This window comes from Martinezella sp. CNPSo 3795, assembly GCF_057784475.1.
In genome coordinates, this window is record NZ_JBXSOQ010000009.1 from 87,412 (window position 1) to 99,958 (window position 12,547).

The 12,547-nt window shown below is 58.6% G+C and carries 14 protein-coding genes; 6 read left to right on the top strand and 8 right to left on the bottom strand.

Going from position 1 to position 12,547, the window contains the following annotated elements; genetic code table 11:
* Positions 1 to 3: 3 nt before the first annotated feature.
* Together AC13QY_RS22935 and AC13QY_RS22940 are read right to left on the bottom strand one after the other, a co-directional pair.
* Positions 4 to 1,083, bottom strand: coding sequence for a toxic anion resistance protein (locus AC13QY_RS22935; RefSeq protein ID WP_113352598.1), 1,080 nt, complete (start codon positions 1,081 to 1,083; stop codon positions 4 to 6).
* 203 nt (positions 1,084 to 1,286) lie between these two features.
* Positions 1,287 to 2,114: a cell envelope integrity EipB family protein gene (locus AC13QY_RS22940; RefSeq protein ID WP_113333708.1), complete on the bottom strand. Its 828-nt coding sequence runs from the start codon at positions 2,112 to 2,114 to the stop codon at positions 1,287 to 1,289.
* Between the two features lie 135 nt (positions 2,115 to 2,249).
* On the opposite strand from AC13QY_RS22940, the gene AC13QY_RS22945 reads away from it, so the two are divergent.
* The 4 genes from AC13QY_RS22945 to AC13QY_RS22960 all read left to right on the top strand — a co-directional run bounded on the left by AC13QY_RS22945 (position 2,250) and on the right by AC13QY_RS22960 (position 5,217).
* A complete protein-coding gene (locus AC13QY_RS22945) occupies positions 2,250 to 2,717 on the top strand; it encodes a RidA family protein (protein WP_092715564.1) in 468 nt (155 codons plus the stop codon).
* Positions 2,717 to 3,436: a glycerophosphodiester phosphodiesterase gene (locus AC13QY_RS22950; protein ID WP_112721370.1), complete on the top strand. Its 720-nt coding sequence runs from the start codon at positions 2,717 to 2,719 to the stop codon at positions 3,434 to 3,436. The genes AC13QY_RS22945 and AC13QY_RS22950 overlap by 1 nt, the downstream gene beginning before the upstream one ends.
* A 123-nt stretch (positions 3,437 to 3,559) precedes the next feature.
* Entirely contained in the window at positions 3,560 to 4,747 is a 1,188-nt protein-coding gene (locus tag AC13QY_RS22955) for a GNAT family N-acetyltransferase (RefSeq protein ID WP_113352599.1), read from the top strand.
* Between the two features lie 41 nt (positions 4,748 to 4,788).
* Positions 4,789 to 5,217 (top strand): HIT family protein, encoded by a 429-nt coding sequence (locus AC13QY_RS22960; RefSeq protein WP_113352600.1) that lies wholly within the window; start codon positions 4,789 to 4,791, stop codon positions 5,215 to 5,217.
* A 108-nt stretch (positions 5,218 to 5,325) separates the two neighbouring features.
* Here AC13QY_RS22960 and clpA read toward each other — a convergent pair whose 3' ends face one another.
* From clpA to cysE, 5 genes are all read right to left on the bottom strand, one after another.
* Positions 5,326 to 7,860, bottom strand: coding sequence for an ATP-dependent Clp protease ATP-binding subunit ClpA (clpA, locus tag AC13QY_RS22965; RefSeq protein ID WP_113352601.1), 2,535 nt, complete (start codon positions 7,858 to 7,860; stop codon positions 5,326 to 5,328).
* A gap of 10 nt (positions 7,861 to 7,870) precedes the next feature.
* On the bottom strand, positions 7,871 to 8,224 hold the full coding sequence (gene clpS, locus AC13QY_RS22970) for an ATP-dependent Clp protease adapter ClpS (RefSeq protein WP_069612294.1): 354 nt from the start codon (positions 8,222 to 8,224) through the stop codon (positions 7,871 to 7,873).
* Between the two features lie 286 nt (positions 8,225 to 8,510).
* Positions 8,511 to 8,876 carry a phasin family protein gene (locus AC13QY_RS22975; RefSeq protein ID WP_069612075.1) on the bottom strand — a complete coding sequence of 122 codons (366 nt, stop codon included), beginning with the start codon at positions 8,874 to 8,876 and terminating at the stop codon, positions 8,511 to 8,513.
* 352 nt (positions 8,877 to 9,228) lie between these two features.
* A complete protein-coding gene (locus AC13QY_RS22980) occupies positions 9,229 to 9,432 on the bottom strand; it encodes a DUF3126 family protein (protein WP_015339784.1) in 204 nt (67 codons plus the stop codon).
* Between the two features lie 124 nt (positions 9,433 to 9,556).
* On the bottom strand, positions 9,557 to 10,420 hold the full coding sequence (gene cysE, locus AC13QY_RS22985; RefSeq protein WP_113333704.1) for a serine O-acetyltransferase: 864 nt from the start codon (positions 10,418 to 10,420) through the stop codon (positions 9,557 to 9,559).
* A 76-nt stretch (positions 10,421 to 10,496) separates the two neighbouring features.
* Here cysE and AC13QY_RS22990 point away from each other — a divergent pair, with 76 nt between their 5' ends.
* Entirely contained in the window at positions 10,497 to 11,297 is an 801-nt protein-coding gene (locus tag AC13QY_RS22990) for an enoyl-CoA hydratase-related protein (RefSeq protein ID WP_145631286.1), read from the top strand.
* Position 11,298: 1 nt separating this feature from the next.
* On the opposite strand, the gene AC13QY_RS22995 is transcribed toward AC13QY_RS22990, so the two are convergent.
* Positions 11,299 to 12,084, bottom strand: a complete 786-nt coding sequence (locus AC13QY_RS22995; RefSeq protein ID WP_113352603.1) for an alpha/beta fold hydrolase — start codon at positions 12,082 to 12,084, stop codon at positions 11,299 to 11,301.
* Between the two features lie 201 nt (positions 12,085 to 12,285).
* Here AC13QY_RS22995 and AC13QY_RS23000 point away from each other — a divergent pair, with 201 nt between their 5' ends.
* A complete protein-coding gene (locus tag AC13QY_RS23000) occupies positions 12,286 to 12,531 on the top strand; it encodes a zinc-finger domain-containing protein (RefSeq protein WP_069612293.1) in 246 nt (81 codons plus the stop codon).
* Positions 12,532 to 12,547: the final 16 nt, after the last annotated feature.

The window sequence follows — 12,547 nt, forward strand, 5'->3', positions numbered from 1 at the left end:
GGTTCACCGCGCCTCGATCATCGCCTTCTTGAGCTCAATGGTCATTTTCTGCATTCGCTGCTCGGCCTCGGCCCGCTTGGCGCGGCCATCCTCCTGCACCTTCAGGACGCCACCGATCGTGTCGATCAGATCGCGGTTGGCGGCAGCAAGCGTGTCGATGTCGACGATACCGCGCTGCGATTGCTGTTCTATGGCAATCGCCTGATCCTTCATCATTTTCGATGCCTGGCGGATCATGTCGTTGGTGGCGTCGGTGACGGTCCTCTGCAGTTCGAGCGCGGACTTCTGCTGGGTCAGGCCCAGCAGGATCACCATCTTCTGCTTCCAGGCCGGCACGGTCAGTGCCGACGTCGCCTGCAGGTTCTCGATCAGGGTTTCGTCACCGGCCTGAACGATACGGATCTGCGGCAATTGCTGAATGCCGAGTTGGCGCGCCTGCTGCAGGTAGAAGACCCGCTTTTCCAACCGGTCGAGAGCCTGGAGGCTGTCCTGATAGACCTGCGCTTCCAGCATGCCGCCGCCGGGATTGGCCGAAGCCGCATCAGCGGCACTTTTCAGCCGGGGAAGCTCCGTCGCGCGGAAGCGCTCGGCAAACGTCTTTCCAGCCTGCACATAGGCGTCGAGCTGTACGATGGATTGCTTGGTCTCCTCATGCAGGTCATCGAGGAGAGCGATATCGCGGCGCAGAATGTCTTTGTGGCGATCAAGCTCCAGTCCGATGCGGTCGATCTGGCCAGCCACGTCCTCGAACTGCTCCTTGAAACGCTCCAGCTTCGCCCTGAACGAGGAAAACATCCGCGATAGGAAGCCCTCGTCCTTCAACGAGGCAGGATCGAGCTTCTTCGACTTGACGATGATATCGGTCAGCAACTTGCCGACTTCGCCGAGATCGCGGTTGCGCACCTCGCGCAGGATACGATCGGAATAATCGGAAACGGCCTGCTGGGCACGGTCGCCATAGACGGAAATGCCGGCCCTGTCGGTCAGATCTATGCTGTCGCCGATGCGGGCGATTTCCGCCGGATCGGCCGTGACGACCGGCAGCGTGTTATTGGAACTCGTGGAGATACCGGTATTGCTCATAGGTCGTGCTTTCTCGTCCATAGACTCGGGAGCCGACCGCAAAAATTGCCAATCGCCCCAAGACGATGCCCTCGCGCGCCCCACTACAATTTCAGATCGAAGCAGAGGGAATATGCACTTACTTCTGCGTGTCGATCGTTTCACACAATAGTGAAACTTGGATCACAGTTTTATGACAGAGGTTTTGCACGTTGAACGAGAGTCTATTGGCACGCCTTCGTACCGAGAACTTCAAGCTTGGTGAGCTTGCCGGTCAGCACGAAGTCACCATAATCCATGGTGAGGTCGCGCGTGATACCGTTTTCGTAGAGCTTGAAGGACATCCGGTAGACGGGCATGGCGTCGCCGGTGGACTTTTCGTTGAAATAAGCCACGGTCACCGGCCAAAAAGGCGTCTTGGAGAAGGCGCCAGCCTTGTCGGCATCGGGATCATCGGTCGCCGGCGTCTGTTCCTTGCCGACGACGGTGGTGGCGATCAGCGGCTTGTCCCCATCGTCGGAACCGTCGAAAACCTGCGCCTCGAAAAAGTTCTTGCCGAGCTTGGCGTTGTGGATGATGTCGAGCATGTGCTCCGTCGGGAAACGGCTCTCGATGATCTGGACCTGCTTGTTCTGCGGCTGGGTGAGGTCGACCTTGATGCCCTTCTGGTCGTCGCTTGCGGCGCCGCGCACATCCTTGTCGAGCTGGCTGTCAGTATAGGACTTGGTCTCGAAGCGGAACAGCCGCTTGCCGAGATCCTCGAAGGTCGTCGTCTGCTGGTCGCTGACGCGCGTTGAGTCCCCCGTATCGATCTTCGTCACGAAGCGGAAATTGGTGGTGAATCCGGTGCAATCGGAGCCTTCGAACTCATAGACCATGCGGCCGACCATGCCGGAGATGCCGGAGCGATCGGAGGCATCCTTCAGTTCAAGATCATAGACGGCGCGATGCGCGATCAGCCCGCTCGGACCGGCAGCATGGGCTGCCGAGGTTCCCAGTGACAGAATGCTCAGGCCCGAAACGACGGTAGCAGCAAGACTCGAGCGGAACATTCATTATCTCCTGTTGGACTCGCACGCGATGTTATAAGAACGCTTTCGGCTGAACGAGGCTGCCGATCCTAAGTGACCGAATTTAGTCTTGATGCCGGATTTTTGAAGTTTTTACAACAAAACGGGAGATGAATAATGTCCGACGCTATCGAGGGCCGCCTGAAGGAACTCGGCATCGTTCTGCCGCAAGCTGCAGCACCGGCCGCCAACTACGTTCCCTATGTCATCAGCGGCAATCTTCTCTACCTGTCGGGACAGCTGCCGATGGAAAACGGCAAGATCGGCGTCACGGGTCATCTCGGCAAGGATGTCGATGTTGCCGGCGGGCAGCGGGCGGCCGAGCTTTGTGCCATCAATATTCTCGCCCAGGCGAAAGCTGCCCTCGGCGGCGATCTCGGCCGGATCAAGCGGCTGATCAAGCTCAACGGCTTCGTCGCCTCGACGCCCGATTTCGTCGAACAACACCTTGTGATCAACGGCGCATCCAATCTTCTGGCAAACGTGCTTGGCGAAGCCGGCAAGCATGCCCGCGCCGCCGTCGGCATGGCCGCCCTGCCGCTCAATGCCGCCGTTGAAATCGATGCCATTCTGGAAATTGCATAATGAGCAAGCTTGCCTGGTTGACCGAGCGTCCAGTCGCTCACCGCGGCTATCATGACATGAACAAGGAAGTCTGGGAAAATACACTCTCCGCCTTCAGCCGCGCCATCGAGGCGGGCTTTGCCATCGAGTGCGACCTGCACTACGCCTCCGACGGCGTTCCGGTGGTCTTTCATGACGACGACCTCCAGCGCGTCTGCAATCTGCCGGGCGAAGTGCGCGAACGCACCTCGGCCGAGCTCGGGCTGCTGTCGGTCGGCGGTACCAAGGACAAGATCCCGACGCTGAAGCAGCTCCTGCGGCTCTGCGACGGCAAGGTGCCGCTCGTGCTGGAGCTGAAAGGGCGCGAAGGCGATGACGATGGCTTTGCCGAATCCGTGCTCGAAGTGCTGGAAGGCTACAAGGGGCATGTGGCGCTGATGAGCTTCGATCATTGGCTGCTCAAGGACCTCAAGGCGCTGGAAGCGCCCTACCCTGTCGGACTGACGGCTGAAGGAAACAAGCCTGAGACGTTTTTTCAGCATGACGAAGCCATGCATCTTGGGCTAGACTTCATCTCGTACTTCTACGGCCACCTGCCGAACCCCTTTGTTACGGCGCAACGCCAGCGCGGTATTCCGGTCATCACCTGGACCGTGCGCGACGAAGCGGCCCGCAAACATACATTTGCCAATGCAGACCAGATGACCTTCGAAGGTTTTGATCCGCGCCTGGCCTCGTAAATCGGCATCGATTGAAGAAGAGGCTTTGCGCATACCCAAATTGCCGCTGCGCCGACAGTGCGACCTTCGGGCGGATGGCGCGGCGGTGAGAGCCCCTTCTTTCCTTTCAAGCGCAAGAGTTTGATGACAGACGAATTATCCATTCGAGTCGAACGATCCTTCAAGAATATCGCCCCGGAGAGCTGGTCGAAGCTGGCCGGAGCGTCCAGAACCGGCAGCGTCCTGCCCTACAATCCCTTTGTCTCGCACGCCTTCCTCTCATCGCTTGAGGAGTCCGGTTCCGCCACCGACAAGACCGGCTGGCTCGGCAATCACCTGCTGCTGGAAACCGAAAGCGGCGAATTGCTTGGTGCCGTCGCCGGCTACCTCAAGAGCCATAGCCAGGGCGAATATGTCTTCGACCATGGCTGGGCCGATGCCTTCGAGCGTGCCGGCGGACGCTATTATCCGAAACTGCAATGCTCCATTCCCTTCACGCCCGCCACCGGGCCGCGGCTGCTGGTGGCCGAGGGGCAGGATCGAAACGTGCTGCAGCCGGCGCTCGCCGAAAGCCTGAAGGAAGTCACCCGGCAGCTCGGCGTCTCCTCAGCGCACATCACCTTTCTGCCTGAAGAGGAAGCCTCGGTCTTCGAAGGCGACGGCTATCTGCATCGTACCGATCAGCAATTTCACTTTATCAACGAGGGCTATGCCGATCACGACGCCTTTCTGGAGACGCTGGCATCGCGTAAACGCAAGGCGCTTAAGAAGGAACGGCGCGCGGCGGTCGAGCGTGGTATCACCATCGACTGGCTGACCGGCAGCGACCTGACGGAAGGCATATGGGACCAGTTCTTTGCCTTCTACATGGATACCGGCAGCCGCAAATGGGGCCGCCCCTATCTCACCCGAAAATTCTATTCGCTGATCGGCGAGCGCATGCCCGACGACATTCTGCTCGTCATGGCCAAGCGCGAAGGACGTTATATCGCGGGCGCCATCAACTTCATCGGGGGCGAAACGCTTTACGGCCGCCATTGGGGCTGCATCGAGGATCATCCCTTCCTGCATTTCGAGGTCTGTTATCACCAGGCAATCGATTTTGCGCTGAGCAAGGGGCTGAAGCGGGTGGAAGCCGGGGCGCAGGGCGAGCACAAGCTGGCGCGCGGCTATCTTCCGGTGATCACGCATTCGGCGCATTACATTGGCCATCAGGGCCTGCGGCGCGCCGTTGCGGACTATCTGAAGCATGAGCGGGAACAGGTAGAGGAGATGAGTGAAATTCTCACCGAGCACAGCCCCTTCCGCAAAGGCGAACGGCAAGATATCTAGCCGTATGGGATAACCATAAACGCAAGACGAGGAGATACCGGATGACCATCCCCGCCTATGACGACAATAATATCTTCGCAAAGATCCTGAAGGGCGATATTCCTTCCTATCGCGTCTACGAGGATGAGCACACGGTCGCCTTCATGGATGTGATGCCGCAGTCGCCTGGCCATACGCTTGTCGTGCCGAAGGCACCCTCGCGCAATATTTTTGATGCCGACCCGGCTGCATTGCAGCAGGCAATCACTGTGGTGCAGAAGATCGCTGTCGCCGTTCGGGAAGCCTTTGATGCCGACGGCGTCTATATCGCGCAGTTTAACGAGCCGCCTGCGGGGCAGACCGTTTTCCATCTGCATTTCCACGTTATCCCGCGCCTTGAGGGCGTGGCGTTGAAGCCGCATTCGGGCAAGATGGAAGACGGCGCTGTATTGGCGGAAAACGCTAGAAAGATCATGGAAGCCTTGGCTTGATCCCGGCAACCTCATCTCATTTATGAGGTATTCCTTATAACCATATAAAAACAGCTGCATTGTCTCCAATGCAGCCGTTTCATTTTTCCTCAAATCACCGATCGGTGATTACTTGCGCGGAACCTTCGGAACCGTGCCTCCGCCCTTGCGCGGTGACTTGCCGTCAGACTCGCCGCTTTCGCTCGAAGGCGAGGCCTTGGCCGAGCGGCGGCTGTCGGCTGCCGTCGCAGCCCTGCCGACGCGGCTTCTGGCCTTGACGGTGACGTCGCCGTCATCCTCTTCCACCTCAGCCGGCACATCACCTACTTCGGCTTCCGGCTTCGGCCGGATCGGAGCGGTGTCGGCGATCGCCTCGAGCAAGATGCCGGTCGAGCCGTCCTCCTTCTTGCCGACTGTGACGTTGACCACGCCGCCCTTCTTCAGCTTGCCGAAGAGGATTTCGTTCGCCAGCGGCTTCTTGATGTTTTCCTGGATGACGCGCGCCAGCGGACGGGCGCCCATCTTGTCGTCGTAACCCTTCTCGGACAGCCAGGCGATGGCGTCCTCGTGCAGGTCGAAGGTCACGTTCCGTTCGGAAAGCTGCGCTTCCAGCTGCATGATGAACTTCTGCACGACCTTGTGGATAACGGTCGTCGGCAACGGCGCGAAGGGAATGACCGCATCCAGACGGTTGCGGAATTCCGGTGTGAACAGGCGATTCAGCGCCTCTTCATCCTCGCCCGTACGCTTGGACGAGCCGAAGCCGATGGCGGCCTTGGCCATTTCCGAAGCGCCCGCATTGGTCGTCATGATCAGGATGACGTTGCGGAAATCGATCTTCTTGCCGTTGTGGTCGGTCAGCGCGCCATGGTCCATGACCTGCAGCAGGATATTGAAGATATCCGGATGCGCCTTCTCGATTTCGTCGAGCAGAACCACGCTGTGCGGATGCTGATCGACGCCGTCGGTCAGCAGGCCACCCTGGTCGAAGCCGACATAGCCGGGAGGTGCACCGAGCAGACGGGAAACCGTGTGACGCTCCATATATTCCGACATGTCGAAGCGCAGCAGTTCGACGCCGAGCGACGAGGCAAGCTGCTTGGCGACTTCGGTCTTGCCGACGCCGGTGGGGCCGGAGAAGACGTAGCAGCCGATCGGCTTGTTCGGTTCGCGCAGGCCCGCACGTGCCAGCTTGATCGAGGTCGAAAGTGCTTCGATCGCCGTATCCTGGCCGTAGACGACCGAACGCAGTTCCTGTTCGAGGTTGGCGAGAACCATCTCGTCATCCTTGGACACCGTCTTCGGCGGAATGCGGGCCATGGTCGCAATCGTCGCTTCGATCTCCTTTTCGGTGATCAGCTTGCGGCGCTTGGACGGCGGCAGCAGCATCTGGGCGGCACCCGTCTCGTCGATCACGTCGATCGCCTTATCCGGCAGCTTGCGGTCGGAGATATAGCGAGCCGACAGCTCGACAGCCGTCTTGATGGCGTCGTTCGAGTAGCGCAGGTGGTGATACTCTTCGAAATAGGGCTTCAGGCCCTTCATGATTTCGATGGCATCCTCAATGCTCGGCTCGTTGACGTCGATCTTCTGGAAGCGGCGGACGAGCGCCCGGTCCTTCTCGAAGAACTGGCGGTATTCCTTGTAGGTGGTCGAACCGATGCAACGGATCGCACCCGAGGAAAGGGCCGGCTTCAGCAGGTTCGACGCATCCATCGCGCCGCCGGAGGTGGCGCCCGCACCGATGACGGTGTGGATCTCATCGATGAACAGCACGGCGCCCGGATACTCCTCGAGCTCCTTGACGACCTGCTTCAGGCGTTCCTCGAAGTCGCCGCGATAACGGGTGCCGGCAAGCAGCGTGCCCATATCGAGCGAAAAGATCGTCGCATCGGCCAGCGCTTCGGGAACCTTGCCCTCAACGATGCGCTTGGCAAGACCTTCGGCAATCGCCGTCTTGCCCACGCCAGGGTCGCCGACATAGAGCGGATTGTTCTTCGAGCGGCGGCACAGCACCTGGATGGTGCGATTGACCTCGGAGTTACGACCGATCAACGGATCGATCTTGCCGTTCTTGGCCTTCTCATTGAGGTTGACGCAATAGGCCTTCAGGGCGTCCTGCTGCTTCTTGCCATTACCCTCCTCCTGCTCGCCGCGGGAGGTCGGCTTGCTTTCGGATTCGCTTTCCTCGGCGCCGCGCGGCGTGCGGGTCTGGGAGGAACCCGGGCGCTTGCCGATGCCGTGAGAGATATAGTTGACCGCGTCATAGCGGGTCATTTCCTGCTCCTGCAGGAAGAAGGCAGCATGGCTTTCCCGCTCCGCGAAAATCGCGACGAGGACGTTGGCGCCCGTCACTTCCTCGCGGCCGGAAGATTGCACATGGATCACGGCGCGCTGGATGACACGCTGGAAGCCGGAAGTCGGCTTCGAGTCCTCATCGTAGCCCGTGACCAGGTTGGAGAGTTCATTATCGACGTATTCAGTCAGAGTCTTACGGAGCGCGTCGAGATCAACATTGCACGCGCCCATGACAGCTGCGGCATCGGCGTCGTCTACCAGCGCCAAAAGCAGATGTTCCAGCGTGGCATACTCGTGATGCCGCTCGTTCGCGTAGGTCAGTGCCTGATGCAGCGCCTTCTCAAGACTAGGCGAAAATGTTGGCACGTTCAGATCCTCACTTCTTTTCCATAACACATTGCAGCGGATGCTGGTGCTGCCGGGCAAAGTCCATCACCTGGCTCACCTTCGTTTCGGCTACTTCATATGTATATATCCCGCACTCGCCCACGCCGTGGTTGTGGACATGAAGCATGATGCGGGTGGCACTTTCGAGATCCTTTTGAAAGAAACGCTCCAGGATATGGATCACAAAGTCCATGGGCGTATAGTCATCATTCAGAAGCAGCACGCGGTATAGATTGGGTTTCTTGGTTTTGGGCTTGGTGCGCGTAATCACCGAGGTCCCGCGATTTCCGTTGTCCCCGTTCCTTTCGCTATTGTTTTGCATCCGGATCGGCTCAGCGATCATTTCATTCATTCCTCAAATCATCCGGCAGAAGCTATCGCATTCCGACTTGGCACTGGATTGGATTCTTCACTTGGTCGGGCCGGATATCCGAACCTCTAACTTAGTTCATATTGGCGTGATTTTAAGCCCCTTGCGGGACACTGCAATCACAATTCGCTGACAAAGGGGGCTGCGGTCAAAAAAGTCGCTGCATATCGCCATGTCGGGTCCGGTGCGCCAAAACGCAAAAGACCGGCCGCGCGTCGCGCAGCCGGTCCTTCCGGAAATTTTGCCTTTCGGCGAAAGTTTAAGCGGCGGTCGCCGTTGCCGCTGCCTTGCTGGCAGCCTTCGTTGCAGCCGCGACGGGCGCTTCGTAAGGCTTGTAGGCCACCTTGGCGAGATCGGCATACATTTCGCCGAGCTTAGTGGCTTCGGCAATGAAGTTTTCATAGGAAGACTTCACATAGCTGCTCTGCAGTTCGAAGGCAGCTTCGAAGCTCTTGACGCCGGCGAGCGTTTCGAAGTGTGCAACACCATCCTGGAAAGACTTCTTGGAGTATTCAGCGGCTTCGGCAGCAATCGCCTGAAAGCCCTTGGTGACATCGGAATAGCTCTTCAGCGCCGTGTCCATGGCTTCCTTGCCCTTCTTGTTCGCTTCATCGAAATTGAACATGCTTCTCCGTCCCTTGTTGGCCGGCCGGCGGCCGGTTTACAGGGATAAAGGTTAAATGCGGCGCACAATTAGTCAAGTAGTCTTGTGCGACGCAATATCACCTTTCGGTTGCATTTTGGATGACGGCGCGGTGTCGATAGTGATGAGTGCGCCGCATCATTCTGTTTTTCCTAATATATATCATCCCCCCTGCAACCACAGGCTTTGATTAAAATATTGGCATTTGGACAGAAAGAAGCCGAAAGAGATCAGAACGGCAGCGGAATGATCAAATTGACAAACGTCAAAGAAAAAGGCCGCATTTCAATGAAATACGGCCCAAATATTCGATCACTATACGAGATCGATATAATCAGAGATCGACGTCCAGAATAGCCATCGAGAAATTATAGGAGCGGTCGCCATCTTCGTCGTCGATATAGACGACACCCAGAAACTCTTCGCCGAGGTAGACTTCCGCAGAATCGTTCTTGCGCGGGCGGGCCTTCACCACGACCTGCGGGTTGAACGTGCGCTTGAAATAGGCGTCGAGCTTCTTGATTTCTTCGGGCTTCACAATGCTTCTCCGTGAGGATCTCTGTTGGCCGCTTCTTGCATAGGAAAAGCGGCGGTGTAAAGACCGGAACCGCGCATAGCTATCCGGCGACAGCGCAAGCCTCGGAAAATCGGACTGGAATTTCCTAGATTCCTGCACCCATGATCTGGTCAACGATCAATTGCTCGGCGAGCAGCTGATCCATCGAGCGAGAGGGCTCGGAGCACCCTGCTTCTCCGACCACCTTGGCCGGAACGCCGGCAACGGTCGTCTTGGCGGGCACCTCCTTCAGCACCACGGAGCCGGCGGCAATGCGCGAGCAATGGCCGACCTGGATATTGCCGAGAATCTTGGCCCCCGCACCGATCAGGACGCCGTGGGCGATCTTCGGATGGCGGTCGCTGCCTTCCTTGCCGGTACCGCCGAGCGTGACCCCATGCAGGATGGAGACGTTGTCGCCGATGACGGCCGTCTCGCCCACGACGAGGCCGGTCGCATGATCAAGGAATATGCCCTTGCCGATGCGCGCCGCCGGGTTGATATCGGTCTGGAAGACGCTGGAGGAGCGACTCTGCAGATAAAGCGCGAAATCGCGGCGACCGCGATTATGCAGCCAGTGCGCCAACCGATGTGTCTGTAACGCATGGAAACCCTTGAAATAGAGGACAGGCTCCAGGAACCGCAAGCAAGCGGGATCGCGATCATAGACTGCCTGGATATCGACACGCAGAATCGATCCCCATTCCGGCCAGTCGGCGAGCATTTCCTCAAAAGTCTGCCTCAGGAGAATAGCCTGCATATCCGGATGGTCGAGGCGCTCGCAGATGCGATAGATGACGCATTCTTCCAGCGAACGATGGTTGATGATCGTCGAATAGAGGAAGGCGGCAAGGAGGGGATCCTTTTCGGCAGCGGCGCGTGCTTCCTCGCGCATGCTGTCCCAGATCGGGTCCATGACCTTCACTGCGCCCAAGCCTTCAACCTGGCGAATATCCGTTGCTGCGACCATTGGCGGTCTCCCGATTTTCTGTCAGGGGTGCATTATATAGAATAAAAGCCAGACAAGACAAATGGGTTGATCGCGCATGAATTTCGAGCATGACTTTGCCGGCGGTCTCATTCGCGCGACATGCAGCGACGCGATCGGTACGATCGCCATCGGCAATCCTGGCAGAAAGAATGCCGTGACGGCTGCCATGTGGCGTGCCCTCCCGCAAGCCGTGCGCATCCTGACCGATGAAGCCCATGCGCATGTCATTGTTCTGCACGGCGCGGGCGCGGATTTTTCAGCCGGCGCCGATATCAGCGAATTCGACAGCGTGCGCAAGAATTCCGAGACCGCGGTCGCCTATGAGGCGCTGAACAGCCAGGCTTTCGAGGCTATCCGTCACTGCCGCGTGCCGACAATCGCCGCAATCCGCGGCATTTGCTATGGCGGCGGCTTCGGCTTGGCAGCGGCCTGCGATCTTCGCATAGCCGAACGAGGCGCGCGATTCTGCGTCCCCGCCGTCCGCCTCGGCATCGCCTATCCCGCCGACGCCGTGCAGGACATCGTCAACGCGCTCGGAGCGCAGATGGCCAAGGTCACGCTGTTTACCGGCGCACCCATGTCTGGCGAGAAGATGGTTGCCGCCGGCTTTCTTCTGGAGGAAATCGACGCAGAGGCATTCGATGGCGAAGTCTCCGCCCTCGCCCATGCCATCGCCGCCAATGCACCGATCGCGCTGCATGCCTCGAAACTTGCGATCCGCGCCGTCATCGAGCAGAACGGCGATCTGCTGCGCGAAGCGGAAGTGATCGGCGCCGAGACGTTCGACAGCGCCGATTATGCCGAGGGCCGCGTTGCCTTTGCAGAGCGACGGAAACCACACTTCACCGGCAAGTGACTTAGCGCTGGCCGAGGCGCTGATAGAATTCGAGAACCGCCGCTTTGAAGATCTTGTCGCCGACGGCGAGCATGTGATCGCGGTTCGGTATGTCGATGGCCTCGGCGTTCGGCATCAATGCGGCCAGCTCCTGGCCCGAGCCGGCGATATCGTCCTTGGTGCCGACGGCGATCAGAGTCGGCGCCTCGATCCTTGCCACATCCTCCCTTGACGCCAGATCGCGTGAGCCTTGGATGCAGGCGGCCAGCGCCTGCCGATCGCTTTTCGTCTGTTCGGCAAAGGCGCGGAACATGCGCCCGCGTGCATGGGTGACATCATCGAGCGATGGTGCCACCAGTGCATCCGCAATTGGATCCCAATCGCCGACGCCCTCGACCATGCCGATGCCGAGACCGCCGAGAACCAGCGAGCGGACGCGATCCGGATGAGCGATCGCCATAAAGGTCGAAACACGCGCACCCATGGAATAGCCCATGACATGCGCCTCGGGGATGCCCAGATGATCGAGAAGGGCGACGGCATCCTCTGCCATGATCCACGGATGGTAGACATCGGCATCATAGAGCTTGTCGCTCGAGCCGTGGCCACGGTTGTCGATGGCGATCACGCGATAGCCTGCCTCGCCGAGCGTCTTCAGCCAGCCCGGATTGACCCAGTTGGCAATCGCCGTTGAAGCGAAGCCATGAATCAGCAGCACCGGCGGGCCGCTCGGATCGCCATCATCGAAAAAGGCAAGCTTCAATCCGTCTCTGATAAAATAGGACATCGGGGGAGCATTGAGATTCATGGCGTCGTCTTCACAAACTGGGTCCTGTTGGCGCCGGACCATATTTTATCGGCGATATCAAATGAACCCTATGCCTGCGAAAATCTCTGCCTCAAGCCGGACTTTCGCACTACACAATCGGGAAGAAGGATTATAAAGAGGGGCGACCAAGTCTGGCGCAACCATCATGCCGCTTAAGGCAAGACGCATTCGGAGATCATCATGGCCGGCCACAATATTCCCCATTTCCAAAACGACGGCGGACATCGCGTCATCGAAATCGGCGTGAAGGAATTCATGTGCACTGGCGCTTCGGTTCCCTATGATCATCCGCACATCTTCATCGACCTCGGCGACGAGAGCGAAAAGGTCTGCTCCTACTGCTCGACGCTCTTCCGCTACAATCCTTCGCTGAAGGCGGATCAGACGAATCCGGCCGGCTGCGTCTTCCATTTCAAGGCGGCCTGACGCCATAGCATCCGAT

What these genes read in the sequence shown, in the direction of transcription:
- AC13QY_RS23000 (WP_069612293.1), top strand. Translation starts at nt 12,286, where the DNA reads ATGGCCGGCCACAATATTCCCCATTTCCAAAACGACGGCGGACATCGC.
- cysE (WP_113333704.1), bottom strand. Translation starts at nt 10,420, where the DNA reads ATGGTCGCAGCAACGGATATTCGCCAGGTTGAAGGCTTGGGCGCAGTG.
- AC13QY_RS22955 (WP_113352599.1), top strand. Translation starts at nt 3,560, where the DNA reads ATGACAGACGAATTATCCATTCGAGTCGAACGATCCTTCAAGAATATC.
- clpS (WP_069612294.1), bottom strand. Translation starts at nt 8,224, where the DNA reads ATGATCGCTGAGCCGATCCGGATGCAAAACAATAGCGAAAGGAACGGG.
- AC13QY_RS22990 (WP_145631286.1), top strand. Translation starts at nt 10,497, where the DNA reads ATGAATTTCGAGCATGACTTTGCCGGCGGTCTCATTCGCGCGACATGC.
- AC13QY_RS22950 (WP_112721370.1), top strand. Translation starts at nt 2,717, where the DNA reads ATGAGCAAGCTTGCCTGGTTGACCGAGCGTCCAGTCGCTCACCGCGGC.
- AC13QY_RS22960 (WP_113352600.1), top strand. Translation starts at nt 4,789, where the DNA reads ATGACCATCCCCGCCTATGACGACAATAATATCTTCGCAAAGATCCTG.
- AC13QY_RS22975 (WP_069612075.1), bottom strand. Translation starts at nt 8,876, where the DNA reads ATGTTCAATTTCGATGAAGCGAACAAGAAGGGCAAGGAAGCCATGGAC.
- AC13QY_RS22935 (WP_113352598.1), bottom strand. Translation starts at nt 1,083, where the DNA reads ATGAGCAATACCGGTATCTCCACGAGTTCCAATAACACGCTGCCGGTC.
- AC13QY_RS22940 (WP_113333708.1), bottom strand. Translation starts at nt 2,114, where the DNA reads ATGTTCCGCTCGAGTCTTGCTGCTACCGTCGTTTCGGGCCTGAGCATT.
- AC13QY_RS22945 (WP_092715564.1), top strand. Translation starts at nt 2,250, where the DNA reads ATGTCCGACGCTATCGAGGGCCGCCTGAAGGAACTCGGCATCGTTCTG.
- AC13QY_RS22995 (WP_113352603.1), bottom strand. Translation starts at nt 12,084, where the DNA reads ATGAATCTCAATGCTCCCCCGATGTCCTATTTTATCAGAGACGGATTG.